Source organism: Sphingopyxis sp. GW821-FHT10B01 (assembly GCF_059415685.1).
The window spans coordinates 199,842-212,458 of record NZ_JBWKNS010000003.1 but is presented as its reverse complement, the minus strand read 5'-3'; the positions used below and the strand labels follow the sequence as shown (position 1 = coordinate 212,458).

At 63.6% G+C, this 12,617-nt stretch carries 11 protein-coding genes; 5 read left to right on the top strand and 6 right to left on the bottom strand.

Features of this window, described 5'->3' with window-relative positions; translation table 11 throughout:
* Positions 1 to 1,404, bottom strand: a complete 1,404-nt coding sequence (locus AC07NV_RS09970) for a leucyl aminopeptidase family protein (RefSeq protein WP_495166191.1) — start codon at positions 1,402 to 1,404, stop codon at positions 1 to 3.
* Between the two features lie 55 nt (positions 1,405 to 1,459).
* Here AC07NV_RS09970 and AC07NV_RS09965 point away from each other — a divergent pair, with 55 nt between their 5' ends.
* A complete protein-coding gene (locus tag AC07NV_RS09965; RefSeq protein ID WP_495166190.1) occupies positions 1,460 to 2,293 on the top strand; it encodes a DUF4163 domain-containing protein in 834 nt (277 codons plus the stop codon).
* 26 nt (positions 2,294 to 2,319) lie between these two features.
* Here AC07NV_RS09965 and AC07NV_RS09960 read toward each other — a convergent pair whose 3' ends face one another.
* Entirely contained in the window at positions 2,320 to 3,858 is a 1,539-nt protein-coding gene (locus AC07NV_RS09960) for a flavin-containing monooxygenase (protein WP_495166698.1), read from the bottom strand.
* A gap of 193 nt (positions 3,859 to 4,051) precedes the next feature.
* On the opposite strand from AC07NV_RS09960, the gene AC07NV_RS09955 reads away from it, so the two are divergent.
* The 3 genes from AC07NV_RS09955 to AC07NV_RS09945 all read left to right on the top strand — a co-directional run bounded on the left by AC07NV_RS09955 (position 4,052) and on the right by AC07NV_RS09945 (position 6,864).
* Positions 4,052 to 5,176: a DUF47 family protein gene (locus AC07NV_RS09955; RefSeq protein ID WP_495166189.1), complete on the top strand. Its 1,125-nt coding sequence runs from the start codon at positions 4,052 to 4,054 to the stop codon at positions 5,174 to 5,176.
* Between the two features lie 141 nt (positions 5,177 to 5,317).
* Positions 5,318 to 6,331, top strand: coding sequence for an inorganic phosphate transporter (locus tag AC07NV_RS09950; protein WP_039572497.1), 1,014 nt, complete (start codon positions 5,318 to 5,320; stop codon positions 6,329 to 6,331).
* A gap of 71 nt (positions 6,332 to 6,402) precedes the next feature.
* The gene (locus tag AC07NV_RS09945) at positions 6,403 to 6,864 is read left to right on the top strand and encodes a DUF1579 domain-containing protein (RefSeq protein ID WP_495166188.1); all 462 of its coding nucleotides are present in this window, start codon (positions 6,403 to 6,405) and stop codon (positions 6,862 to 6,864) included.
* A 1-nt stretch (position 6,865) separates the two neighbouring features.
* On the opposite strand, the gene AC07NV_RS09940 is transcribed toward AC07NV_RS09945, so the two are convergent.
* The 3 genes from AC07NV_RS09940 to AC07NV_RS09930 form a co-directional block, all read right to left on the bottom strand.
* Positions 6,866 to 8,344: a DUF4403 family protein gene (locus AC07NV_RS09940; protein WP_495166187.1), complete on the bottom strand. Its 1,479-nt coding sequence runs from the start codon at positions 8,342 to 8,344 to the stop codon at positions 6,866 to 6,868.
* 534 nt (positions 8,345 to 8,878) lie between these two features.
* Positions 8,879 to 10,246 carry a 30S ribosomal protein S12 methylthiotransferase RimO gene (gene rimO, locus AC07NV_RS09935; protein ID WP_495166186.1) on the bottom strand — a complete coding sequence of 456 codons (1,368 nt, stop codon included), beginning with the start codon at positions 10,244 to 10,246 and terminating at the stop codon, positions 8,879 to 8,881.
* 168 nt (positions 10,247 to 10,414) lie between these two features.
* A complete protein-coding gene (locus AC07NV_RS09930) occupies positions 10,415 to 11,122 on the bottom strand; it encodes an esterase/lipase family protein (protein ID WP_495166185.1) in 708 nt (235 codons plus the stop codon).
* Positions 11,123 to 11,187: 65 nt separating this feature from the next.
* On the opposite strand from AC07NV_RS09930, the gene AC07NV_RS09925 reads away from it, so the two are divergent.
* Positions 11,188 to 11,514: a DUF423 domain-containing protein gene (locus tag AC07NV_RS09925; RefSeq protein ID WP_495166184.1), complete on the top strand. Its 327-nt coding sequence runs from the start codon at positions 11,188 to 11,190 to the stop codon at positions 11,512 to 11,514.
* A gap of 9 nt (positions 11,515 to 11,523) precedes the next feature.
* Here AC07NV_RS09925 and AC07NV_RS09920 read toward each other — a convergent pair whose 3' ends face one another.
* On the bottom strand, positions 11,524 to 12,591 hold the full coding sequence (locus AC07NV_RS09920; protein ID WP_495166183.1) for a potassium channel family protein: 1,068 nt from the start codon (positions 12,589 to 12,591) through the stop codon (positions 11,524 to 11,526).
* Between the last annotated feature and the right edge of the window lie 26 nt (positions 12,592 to 12,617).

Genomic DNA, 12,617 nt, shown 5'->3' with positions numbered 1-12,617 from the left:
TCAGGTTTTCCCGCGCCGGTCATAGCGTGCCTGCAGCATCGCCCAGGCGGCGCGCAACCCTAGTGCCGCACCGCCCTTCGGGCGTCCGGGCTTTGCCGACGGGCGCCATGCGAAGGTGTCGAGATGCGCCCATGCCACATCTTCGGGAACAAAACGCTTCAGGAACAGGGCGGCGGTGATCGTCCCGGCGAAGGGCGAGCTACCTGCATTGCCAAGGTCGGCAATGTCGGTTTCGAGCAGGTCGGCATAGCCGTCCCACAGCGGCATCCGCCACAAGGGGTCGTCGCGTTCGATCCCGCCCGCCAGCATCGCGTCGGCGAGCGCATCATTATTGGCGAAAAGCGGTGGAAGGTCGGGGCCGAGCGCCACGCGCGCGGCGCCGGTCAGCGTTGCGAAATCGATGATCAGCTCAGGCTTGGCTTCACCGGCCTTGGCCAGCGCATCGCCGAGCACGAGCCGTCCTTCGGCATCGGTGTTGCCGATCTCGACGGTCAGGCCGAGGCGGCTTTTCAGCACATCGCCGGGGCGGAATGCATCGGCCGAAATCGCATTTTCGGCCGCGGCAACCAGGCAGTGCAGCCGCACGGGCAGGCCGCTCGCCATCACCAACTCGGCGAGCGCGAGGACGTGCGCAGCGCCGCCCATATCCTTCTTCATCAGCCGCATGCCTGCGGCGGGTTTAATGTCCAGCCCGCCGCTGTCGAAGCTGATCCCCTTGCCGACGAGCGCGACGCGAGGGTGATCGTCCTTGCCCCATTCGATCTCGATCAGTCGCGGCGCGTGATATTTCGCGGCGGCGCGCCCGACCGCGTGAATCATCGGATAGCCCTGCTCGAGCGCCTCGCCTTTGGTCACGGTCAGCTTGCCGCCGTGCGCCTTCGCGATGCGTTCGGCGGCCTTCTCGATCGCCGCCGGCCCCATGTCGGCGGCGGGGGTGTTGACGAGATCGCGGACGAGCGCGGTCGCGCGCATTTCGGCGACCATCGGCGCGATTGCACCGACATCGGTCGTCAGCAGCACGCGCGGGCCCTTGGTGGGCGGGTTCGATTTATAGGTGTCGAAACGATATTGCGCGCTCATCCAACCGAACAGCGCTTTGCCCGGTTGCTGACCATCGACGCGGTAGCGGCCTTCGGGCAGGATCTGTCCCAGCTTGGCGAGGCACCAGGCCGACAGGCTGTCGACCTTGGCGACCGTGGTGACGACCGCCCATTTTTCAGGGTCGTCCCCCGGCAAGATCGCGTGGACAAAGGCATCGGGTTTGAAACCGACCGCCGCGAGATGTGCGCGTTCGCGCGCGCTGCGAGTTTTTAGCCACGCGTCGTAGGATGTCTTGTCGACGAGGTGGATCGTGCGGGCGTCCTGTCCCTTGTCGGGCTGGATCAGGTCGGAATAGTCGGTCATGTGCGTGGTGCTAGGCCTGTCGGGATATTTTGTCGATTCCCGGCGTTATGCCTGCATGATGACTGCAAAGCCTTGGCACAACGCCATCCCGATCCTCGCCGGCGCGCCGCTGCTGGCGGGCTGTTCCGAAGACAAGCCGACGCCAGCAGAGAAGGCTGCTGCTGCAGCCGTACCCGGGGCACCCCCCGGCGGCGTCGCCGATGTCGCCACGAAAAATGCGCCCGCGTCGAACGTCAAGGAAAGCAATGACCTGATCGAATTCGCTTACGGCTATCCGCGCGATGCGGCGGCGATCCCCGAACTCGCGGCGTGGCTGGACGGCGATCGGGCGACGAAGCGCGAAGCCCTGATCGCCGCGGCGCAGCGCGACAAAGCTGCGGCAGCGAAGGGCGGTTTTCCCTATCGTCCCCACAGCCATTTGCAGATGTGGCAGCGCGTCACGAGCACGCCGCGATTCCTCAGCCTTTCTGCCGAGATCGAGACTTATGCGGGCGGCGCCCATGGCATGCAGGCGTTCGATACGCTGATCTGGGACCGCGCCCGCCGCAAGCAACTCAAGCCGCTCGACCTGTTCCAAAGCGGGGAGGCGTTCGACGCTGCCATTCGCGATCCCTTCTGCGCCGGAATAAAGCGGGCAAAGGCAGCGAAGGGAATCACAGTCGACGAGGCGCCCGACAGCCCCTTTGCCAAATGTCCGCCGGCCTCGGCGCAGACCGTCTGGCTCGGTTCGTCCGACGGACGCTTTCTCGACCGCATGACGATCGCGATCGCGCCATATGAAGTCGGACCTTTTGCCGAGGGGGCTTACAAGATCAACGTGCCGGTGACCGGCACGCTGGTCAAAGCCGTCAAAGACGAATTCGCACGCGATTTTCTTCCGATCAATTGAAGGGCAAGCCCGAACATTTTGACTGATTATTCGGCCGCCTCGAGTTCCGCGGGGGCCGACGCCACGGCGCGTGCGTTTCCGAATGCCAGTACGCCATCGTCGATCGCGCCGGTCTTCATGTCGACGCGGTCCTGAATGTAATTCTGGTTGAGGCGCCAGGGCAGCTTGTCGGCATTCTTGGGCATGATGTGGAGCGCGCGCTGGATGTAGCCTGACGAAAAGTCGAAGATATTCTCTTCGGTCAACGTCGCCGGATCGGCGAGCGCCGGGGTCGCCACATTCGTCCCGCTGGCCTGCATATGGTTGAGCACGCGGCAGACATATTCGGCGACGATGTCGGCACGCAGTGTCCAACTGGCGTTGAGATAGCCGAACACCGCCGAGAAATTCGGGACGTTCGAGAACATGCACGCCTTGTAATAGAAATGCTCGCTCCAGTCGACGAGATCGCCGTCGACGCGCACCGGGATCTTGCCTGCAACCGCCAGATTGAGTCCGGTCGCGGTAATGATGATGTCGGCGTCGAGATGCTTGCCCGACTTGAGCTGAATGCCGCCCGCATCGAACCGCTCGATGTGATCGGTGACGACCGATGCCTTGTTGGCCTTGATCGCTTCGAAGAAATCGGCGTCGGGAACGAGGCAAAGCCGCTGCTCCCACGGGTTATATGGCGGGGTGAATGCTTCGGCATCATAGCGGTCGCCGAGCGTTTTCTTGATCTGCTTGGTCAGGAAGTCCCGCACCTTTTCAGGCGTCTCGCGTGCTTTGCGGAAGACGATGTCCTGCATCTTCACATTCTTGAAGCGCGTGATCCTGTACGCCAGTTTTTCGGGCAGGATTTTGCGCAAGAAATTGGCAATTCTGTCCTTGGCAGGGCGAATTGCAAACCAGGTCGGGGTGCGTTGCAGCATCGTCACATGCGCGGCCTTGTCCGACATTGCGGGGACAATCGTTACCGCGGTCGCGCCCGATCCGACGACAATGATTTTCTTGCCCGTATAGTCGAGGTTTTCCGGCCAGAACTGCGGATGAAGGATCTGGCCCTTGAAATCGTCGCGGCCGGTGAAGTTGGCGTCGAACGGCTCGTCATAATCATAATAGCCGGCGCCAAGGTAGAGCCAGCGCGCGGTCGTTGTCGACGTACCGCCCTTTTCGTCGTCCAGCGTCACGGTCCAGCGCGCGGTGGCGCTGTCCCAGTCCGCGCCCACGACCTTGCGATCGAAGCGGATGCGCTCGCGGATATGGCGTTCGTCGACGATGCGATTGAGATATTCGAGGATCGCTGGGCCATCGGCGATCGTCTTTTCATGCTTCCACGGTTCGAAGACGAAGCCGAGCGTGTGCATGTCGCTGTCCGAGCGGATGCCGGGATAACGGAACAGATCCCATGTGCCGCCCAGATTGGTGCGCCGCTCGACAAGCGTAAAGCTGCGATCGGGTGAATATTGCTGCAAATGTACGGCCATGCCGATTCCCGAAATGCCCGCGCCGACGATCAACACATCCTGATCGACCGGTGCTGCTTTCCCGTTCGCGGGGCGCTCCATCGTCGCCATGCCTGCCATCATCCTGTCTCCCGACCATGTTTGGATACAGCTTACGCACCGCGTTTCATTTTGCAATCGAATTGACGTTTACGGAAAGCACGGAAGCAGGTGAAGCATCCTTGTCGCTGTCACATTATTGTCATAGGGGGCGTAGCTTCTTTGTCACCCCGGACGCTAGCCGCCCGAAACCACAGGAAAGGATGAAAGCCCGATGCGTCAGATCGCCGTCCTTCCCTACCGATTCGGCGGTCCTGCAAACGACGGGCCGACCGAAATCCTGCTGATCACATCGCGTGAAACGAAGCGGTGGGTCGTGCCCAAGGGCAATCCGCTGACGGGCATGGAACGCCACGCCGCCGCTGCGATCGAGGCGGAGGAAGAGGCGGGGGTGATCGGTGCTGTCTGTCCGACGCCGATCGGCAGCTATGAGTATCGAAAGCGCCGCGCGAATGGTGCGTCGATCATGTATAATGTCGAGGTCTTTCCGCTCGCCGTGACGAACGAGCTCGACGACTGGAAGGAAATGGACGAACGCGACCGCAAATGGTTCCCGTTCCGCGAAGCCGCCTCGGCAGTTGAGGAACCCGACCTGCAGGCGCTGATCCGCTCGTTTGGTGATGGCGGTTTTCGCGCCGTCGCCGCCCCGCGCGGTGTTGTCCAGAATATTAGCGAAAAAACAGGGGTAAGCCGGATGTTCGCATGGTTTCAGCGTTTGCTGCCGCGACAGGGAAATTTCTTTGAATTGTTCGAAAGCCACGCCGCGACGCTCGTCGCGGGGGCCAATGCGCTGTCGCGCATGCTGCAGGGCGGCGAGGGCATGGCCGACCATGTCCAGGAAATCATCGAGCGCGAGCATGACGCCGACGCGATCACCCGCGAAGTGCTGCAGACCGTCCGCCGCACCTTTTTGACTCCGTTCGACCGCAGCGCGATCACCGACCTGATCGCCTCGATGGACGACGCGATCGACGAGATGCAGAAGACTGCGGGTGCAGTGGATCTGTACGATGTCACCGAGTTCGAGCCCGAAATGCGCGACATCGGCGGTATCATCGTCGACGCCGCGCGGTTGACTGCCGAGGCGCTGCCGTTGCTCCGCAATATCGGCGCCAATGGTCCGCGGCTTCACGAACTGACCGAGCGACTGGTACGGATGGAAGGCCATGCCGACGAGATCCATGCCGCGGGGCTCAAGCGCCTGTTCCGCGAGCATGGCGAGGCGAACCCGACGCAATTCTTGATCGCACGCGAACTTTTCCGCCATCTCGAGCGCGTCACCGACAGTTTCGAGGATGTTGCGAACGAGATCGACGGTCTGGTCATCGACCACGCATAAGCGCGCGACACCTATGTCCCCCGCACAAGAATCCGTTCGCATCGAGCGAAGTCGAGATGCCCCTCGGAGCCGCACATGGCCGATGGGTGTCTCGACTTCGCTCGACACGAACGGATCAGTGAGATCGTGAGGAATTAGACCATGCACGAACTCGCTTTCCCGCTTCTCGTCGGCCTCGTCATCCTCGCGCTGGCGTTCGACTTTCTCAACGGCCTGCACGATGCCGCGAACAGCATCGCCACCGTCGTCGCGACGCGTCTGCTGCGGCCGGTGCAGGCGGTGCTCTTTGCCGCCTTCTTCAACTTCGCAGCCTATTTCCTGTCGGTCATCTTTCCCGAATTGCACAAGGTTGCCGAAACCATCGGCAAGGGGATCATCGACAAGGACCTCGTAACCCCTGCGGTCGTGTTCGGCGCGCTGGTCGGCGCGATGTTCTGGAACGTCGTCACCTGGCTGAAGGGTATTCCCTCGTCGTCGAGCCACGCCCTGGTCGGCGGCATCGTCGGCGCGGGCGTTGCTCACGCCGGGTTCGAGGGGATCGAGTGGACGGGGCTGAACAAGACGGTGATCGCGATCTTCCTGTCGCCTTTGCTCGGCATGATGCTTGCGATGCTGGTGATGCTGCTCAGCAGCTGGGCGCTGCGCCGTGCGACCGCCAGCTTTGCGGAGAAGACCTTCCGCCGTCTCCACCTTCTGTCCTCGGCCGCTTATTCGATCAGCCACGGGCTCAACGACGCGCAGAAGACGATGGGGATCATCACGGTGCTCCTTTATTCGACCGGCTATCTCGGCGGCGAATTTCATATCCCGCATTGGGTCGCGTTCAGCTGTTATGTCGCCATCGCGCTGGGTACCTTGTCGGGCGGGTGGAAGATCATCGAGACGATGGGCGGTCGCATCACCAAGCTGTCGCACCACCAGGGCTTTGCTGCATCCACCGGCGGTTCGATCATGGTCTTCACCGCCAGCCTGCTCGGCATCCCGGTATCGACGACGCACACGATCACCGGCAGCATCATCGGCGCTGGCGTCGCGCGGCGGGCGAGCGCGGTGCGATGGGGCGTCGCAGGCAATGTCGTCGCGGCGTGGTTCATCACCATTCCGGCGAGCGCGATCGTCGCCGCGGCTTTCTATGGGATTACCCGGCTGTTCTGAGTCGAACGGGTTGCGTTTGAGTGAGAACGTAATAGGAACATATCCTTCGATGATATCGGGGAGGGTCCTTCATGGCCGGTGATTTCGATTTCCAGATTGGCAGCTGGCTGGTGAAGCATCGCCGCCTGAAGACGCGGCTTGCGAACTGCGACGAATGGGAAGAATTCGACGGGACGTGCGACATGCGGCCGATATTGGGCGGTGACGGTAATGTCGAAGACAATGTCCTGCATATTCCCAGCGGAACCTATCGGGCGATCGCGCTGCGATCCTTCGACCCGGCGCAGAAGAGCTGGGCGATCTGGTGGCTCGATGCGCGCAGTCCGCATGCGCTGGATGTCCCGGTCATCGGCCGCTTCGAGGGTGGCGTCGGTCAATTCTATGCCGATGATACGCTCGATGGCCGGCCGATCCGGTTGCGCTTCGTCTGGAGCCGCACCGTTACCGACTCGCCGCGTTGGGAGCAGGCGATGTCGGCCGATGGCGGTGCGAGTTGGGAAGTGAACTGGACGATGGATTTTATCCGGCCCTAGTTCACTTCGCCGGACGATAGTCGACGCTCGCCCCACCCACCATCCGCACCGGCAGGTAAAGGCCGTTGCCATAGGCCTTTATCTCGCCCGTCTCGAAGCTGTCGACCCGGGTACGGATGACGAAGGCGCCCTCGCGCCGCTGATCGACCGCGCGTTTGATCTTGACCTGCAGCTTGGCGAGATCATTCGCGAAATTCTGCGTCAGCGCCTCGGCAATCAGCGGCGCGAAACCCTCGTTGCGTCCGAGCAGAATGAGCAGGTCGCCGCCGACGCCGTCGGTATCGCCGTTGATCGAAAGATTGGTGAAATGGACTTCGGCCGAGCCCGGTTTGTTGACCGGAATGGCGGTCATCCAGATGCGCCCACGCGTCGGCGCGCCCGATCGCATTTCCAGCTTCGCCTCGACGTCGACGCCCACCGCGATCCGGCCGCCGGGGGCGCCATAGATGGTCGACTTGCCGAACTTCACCATCATCGAGCCGAGTTTCGGGAGGACGAAGGGGCGCGTCGACCGCTTCGCGAGCGCACGGTCGACGACGGGCTGGAGTATCGCATAGTCGGCGATCACCGGCACGCGGACATCGAGGTGTGGCTTGGGTATTTCGCGCACGAGGCGCGGCAACGGGGTGGGCTTCGGATCGGCCGGGCGGCCCGAGACGAAGGTTTCGGTGATCGCCTCCAGCCCGAGGTTGAGGTTCATACGATCGCCCGCGATGCGGTAGCCGCCGTAGAGGATGCGCTGCGGCGTCACGCGCATCCACACCGGCGGATTTTCGTGGTTGAGTTCGAGCGCGGTAAAGCTCTGCCGCCAGACGTCGGCGGCCTGTTTGCGGATGTCGATCTTCGCGATCTCGCGGTTCACTTCGCGCTCGACGTCGCGCACGACGGGCTGCAGCTTCGCGTCGGCTTCGTCGGTGAAGGTGATGCGTTTGCCGAGGAAATCGATCCCTGGTGTCGTGGTCCAGCCATAGCTGATGCGCGCCTTGCCCTGCGTGCGCCAGTCGGGGAGCAGGTCGATGCGGACGCGCGCATGCGCCATCGCGGCGCCGGTCGCGGTCTCGCCCTTCAGCACCCCGCCGACATCGCGCGCGGCAATCGTTGCGTGAAGCGGCATGTCGACGACGATCTCGCTGCCTTCGCCGCGCAGCCGCAGCGGCCCGCGCGTGACCTGGCCGACGATCGTGCAGGCGATCGGCGGGGTGACCTTGACCTTCTTTCCGAACAGCTTGACCTGCTGCGGCTTCACGCACGCGGGCTCGCGCCGGTTGATCGTCCACAGTGTTTTCGGCACGGCGCGTTCGAGGGCTTGCTTGAGCGAAGCGGTGCTGGCGTTGATCGGGACCGCGATCATCGATTTCTGCGTCGGGGAGGGCGCCTTGTCGGTGGCGCGCGGCGGTGCTTCGACGTCGGTCTTGCGGTCGCAGCCGGTCAAAGCGGCGGTTAGTATCAAGGTGGCGGTCGCCAGTTGGATTAGACGCATGTGGTGCCCCTGATGCGGTTTCTGCTGTTTATAACGGCGGCTGGGTTAAGGCGTTCCTTGCGGTGCGGGCGGCGGCGGAAAGGGGCGGAAATCTGCGTAACTTCACACTGGAATCGCGTTTCTTTCCCGTTCCGCACCTTCCGTCGTCACCCCGGACTTGATCCGGGGTCCACTTATTGCCGCCACGTCGCAGGGATCCCGGATCAAGTCCGGGATGACGAAAGGAGGGAAGGGGAGCCTTCGCAGAAATGGCGCAAAACTGCGCAACTTCACACTGAAACAGCATCTTCGCGCGCTCCATTGTCCCGTCCGCCATCCCGGGCTGGACCCGGGGTCTGCCTATACTTGCGGAATGAATGTTGCCGGAAAAGGCGGGCCCCGGGTCAAGCCCGGGGTGACGGAGAAGAGGTTTGCCAAGAGTCGCAGAAAACTGCGCAACTTCACACTGGATCCGCTGTTTGCAGGGGCGAGCAGGCGTCATTCCGCAAGGCTATGCGGCCTACGCAATGTAGGACAGCGATTTTTCGGGGCTGGTTAGGCCACCACCCCGAACAGATCATGCTCGTCGGCGTCCTCGATCGCGACGTCGACGACATCGCCGGCCTTAAGCGTCGCCGCGACGTCGCGGAGGTAGACGTGGCCGTCGATTTCGGGCGCGTCGGCCTGTGAGCGGCCGGTGGCGCCGATGCTGCCGTCTTCGTCGGCCTCGCCGACTTCGTCGATGATCACCGGCAGGGTGCGGCCGATCTTGGCTTCGAGCTTGGCGGCGCTGATCGCGGCCGTCTTGTCCATGATGCGCTGGTAGCGCTCTTCCTTGAGCTCTTCGGGCACCTGATCGTCGAGCGCATTCGCCTGCGCGCCCGCGACGGGTTCGAAGCGGAAGGCGCCGACGCGGTCGAGCTGCGCTTCGTCGAGCCAGTCGAGGAGATATTGGAAGTCGGCCTCGGTCTCGCCGGGGAAGCCGACGACGAAGCTCGAGCGGATCGAAATGTCGGGGGCGATCGCGCGCCAGTTCTTGAGGCGTTCGAGCACCTTCGCTTCGTTCGCGGGGCGCTTCATGCGCTTGAGAACGCTCGGCGCCGCGTGCTGGAAGGGGATGTCGAGATAGGGGGTCAGCAGACCCTCGGCCATCAGCGGGATCACCGCGTCGACATGTGGGTAGGGGTAGACATAGTGGAGGCGGACCCACGGGGCATTGCCTTCGCTCGTCTTCAATTGGCCGAGTTCGCGCGCGAGGTCGGTCATATGGGCGCGGACTTCGCGGCCCTTCCACTCGCGCGGATCGTGGCGGGTGTCGACGCCGTACGCCGAGGTGTCCTGGCTGATCACCAGCAGTTCCTTGGTGCCCGCGGCGACGAGCTTTTCGGCCTCGCGCAGCACCGCGTCGATGCGGCGGCTGACGAGTTTGCCGCGCAGATCGGGGATGATGCAGAAGGAACAGCTGTGGTTGCAGCCTTCGGAAATCTTGAGGTAGCTGTAATGCCGCGGGGTGAGCTTCAGCCCGCCTTCGGGGACTAGATCGACGAACGGGCCTTGCGTGGGCGGCGCGGCGTCGTGGACGGCGTCGACGACCTGCTCATACTGATGCGCACCAGTGACCGCGAGGACGTTGGGGAAGCGGGCGCGGATGGCCTCTGCCTCGTTGCCCATGCAGCCGGTGACGATGACGCGGCCATTCTCGGCCATCGCTTCGCCGATCGCCTCGAGGCTTTCTTCCTTCGCCGAGTCGAGGAAGCCGCAGGTGTTGACGAGAACGACGTCGGCGCCCGCATAATCGGGCGACAGGCCATAGCCGTCGGCACGCAGCTTGGTCAGAATCCGTTCGCTATCAACGAGTGCCTTGGGGCAGCCGAGCGAAACCATGCCGACCTTCGGCTGGGAGGGGAGGGTTTTGACTGTCATGATTGGCGGGGCGCATAGGCGATTTTTTGGCGTTTGTCACCATGGCTGTGCTTGGTCAGGCCCATACGTTTCTTCGTCATCCCGGACTTGATCCGGGATCCGCCTCTTTCTTCAAGGCAAGGCAGGCCCCGGGTCAAGCCCGGGGTGACGGAGGGGAGATGTTCCCCATCAGCTCTTCCCCGCCAATGTATCCGCTACAATCCGCCACACGCGCGGGTTGATGCCGAGACCCAGATGGGTGCTGTCGACTTTGATGTTCCGTGCCTGATCATTGTAGATGTCGACCGCGATATCGGGCCCGACGATGCCGTCGCGGTCGGAGTAGATCACGGTGAGCGGCTGGGTGAGGCCTTTGAGGTTGCGCGCATGGATATCGCGCTCGATCGCGTCGAAATCGCGGCCCGCGAAGCGCTGCGCGAGCGCGGTATATTTGGGGCCGCCGATGATCGGCGTACCCAGGGTGATGATCTCGCGGACGAGGTGGGGGTGGGTGCGCGCGGTTTCGCGGGCGATGACGCCGCCGAGGCTCCAGCCGATGAGGGTGAGCGGGGCGCCGTCGGCCTTGACCCACAAGGCCGCCTGCGCCGCGAAACGCTCGACGTCGGCGGCGACGCGGCCGTTGTTGCGGCCCATGCCCCAGTCGCGGACGTGATAGCCGAGGTGGCGCAGATAGGCCTCGAGCGGGCGCATCGAGAGTTCGGACGCGCCATAGCCGGGGAGCAAAGCGACGGGCCGGCCGTCGCCGCGCGGGGCGCCGATCAGGTGCCAGCCCGAGAGCCCGTAACGCAACATGTCGAGCGGCAGCGCGAGCTCGCCGAGCGTTGCGAGACGGCTGGGCGGCTTCAATCCCTCGGGAAGCGGTGTGTCGCGGGGCATCGCCTTCTCCCTCCTGTCCGCCTATAGCTCGCGGCATCGGCACGGCATTGCAAGGGTGATGAAAGATGATCGGCGTATTTGCGGCAATTTCGGCGGCGATTGCGGTCGCGGCGGGCGCGTTCGGCGCGCATGGCGCGGCAGGGCCACAGGAGGCCGAATGGCTGCGCACCGGCGGGCTGTACCAGCTGATCCACGCGGTTGCGGCGCTTGCGATCATGGGCTTTGCGCGCGGTCCCGCGATCATGCTTCTGGTCGGCGCGGCGCTGTTTGCCGTGACGCTGTATGCGATGGCGATCGGCGGGCCGCGATGGCTGGGCGCGGTGACGCCGATCGGCGGGACCTTGCTGATTATCGGCTGGCTGTGGGCCGGCTGGCTCTACTGGCGCAGCTAGGAGGTCGGGCTAGCCGCCGGGCACGCTCGCTTCGCATTCTTCGCAGCGGATGACCTCGACGACCTCGTCCCCATGTTCGAGCCGCTGCGCCTCGGCCTCCCAGAAGCCATAGGGCTTGCCGGCACGATAGATGCGCAGGCCGCGTCCGGCGCTGGCGAGCTGGTCGATGCTGCGGCCGACTTCCTCGGCCGTCACCGCGCGTTCGCGCAACTGGACGCGGCCACCGATGCTGGCAAGATCGGCCATATAATCAGCGACATGCGCGCCCTGCGCCGAGCCTGCGAGCAACAGACCGGTGAAGCTGACCGGGTTGATGACATTGCTTGCGCCCGCCTGCCGCGCGAGCAGTTCATTATCCTGCGCGCGGATGACGACGCTGATCGGCACTTTGGGCGAGAGATGCCGGACGGTGAGGACCATGAGGATCGAAGTATCGTCGCGCCCGGCCGACACCAGCACCGACTGGGCCTTTGCGATATGGACGTCGATCAATGTGTCGTCGTTCGACGCATCGCCCTGCAACACGTTGCAACCCATCGCTTCGGCCTCGGCGATCCGCGATCCGGACTGGTCGATGACGACGATACAGCCCGGATCGGTGCCGCGCGCGATCAGTTCCTTCACCGCTTCGCTGCCGCTGATGCCGAAGCCAAGGACGACGATATGGTTGGTGAGCTTTGCCTGGATGCGGGCCATGCGCCATTTTTCCCATGTGCGTTTGAGGACGAAATTATAGGCGGTGCCGACGAAAATGAAGAGCACCGCGATGCGGATCGGGGTGACGATCACCGCCTCGATCAGTCGCGAGCGATCGGACACCGGCGCGATGTCGCCGAAACCGGTCGTGGTGACCGAGATCATCGTGAAATAGACGACGTCGAGGAAGCTGATCTGCCCGTCGTGGCTGTCCTTGAGCCCCGCGCGATCGATCCAGTGGACGAGCACGACGATGCCGATCAGGAAGAAGGCCACGCTGAGGCGCGTGATGACGTCGGCCCAGATCGGCCAGTGACTTGCGCGCTTCAGCGGCTGGAAGCGGTGCTGCAGCTTCAGCTTGTCGGACGGTTTTCGGCTCATTGGCATCCTTGTGCCAAAGCGCAGCG

Bases quoted from the DNA above. Each gene is read 5' to 3' on its own strand.
- AC07NV_RS09920 (WP_495166183.1), bottom strand. From the start codon at position 12,591: ATGAGCCGAAAACCGTCCGACAAGCTGAAGCTGCAGCACCGCTTCCAG.
- AC07NV_RS09950 (WP_039572497.1), top strand. From the start codon at position 5,318: ATGCACGAACTCGCTTTCCCGCTTCTCGTCGGCCTCGTCATCCTCGCG.
- AC07NV_RS09960 (WP_495166698.1), bottom strand. From the start codon at position 3,858: ATGGCAGGCATGGCGACGATGGAGCGCCCCGCGAACGGGAAAGCAGCA.
- AC07NV_RS09930 (WP_495166185.1), bottom strand. From the start codon at position 11,122: ATGCCCCGCGACACACCGCTTCCCGAGGGATTGAAGCCGCCCAGCCGT.
- AC07NV_RS09970 (WP_495166191.1), bottom strand. From the start codon at position 1,404: ATGACCGACTATTCCGACCTGATCCAGCCCGACAAGGGACAGGACGCC.
- AC07NV_RS09925 (WP_495166184.1), top strand. From the start codon at position 11,188: ATGATCGGCGTATTTGCGGCAATTTCGGCGGCGATTGCGGTCGCGGCG.
- AC07NV_RS09965 (WP_495166190.1), top strand. From the start codon at position 1,460: ATGATGACTGCAAAGCCTTGGCACAACGCCATCCCGATCCTCGCCGGC.
- AC07NV_RS09940 (WP_495166187.1), bottom strand. From the start codon at position 8,344: ATGCGTCTAATCCAACTGGCGACCGCCACCTTGATACTAACCGCCGCT.
- AC07NV_RS09945 (WP_495166188.1), top strand. From the start codon at position 6,403: ATGGCCGGTGATTTCGATTTCCAGATTGGCAGCTGGCTGGTGAAGCAT.
- AC07NV_RS09955 (WP_495166189.1), top strand. From the start codon at position 4,052: ATGCGTCAGATCGCCGTCCTTCCCTACCGATTCGGCGGTCCTGCAAAC.
- rimO (WP_495166186.1), bottom strand. From the start codon at position 10,246: ATGACAGTCAAAACCCTCCCCTCCCAGCCGAAGGTCGGCATGGTTTCG.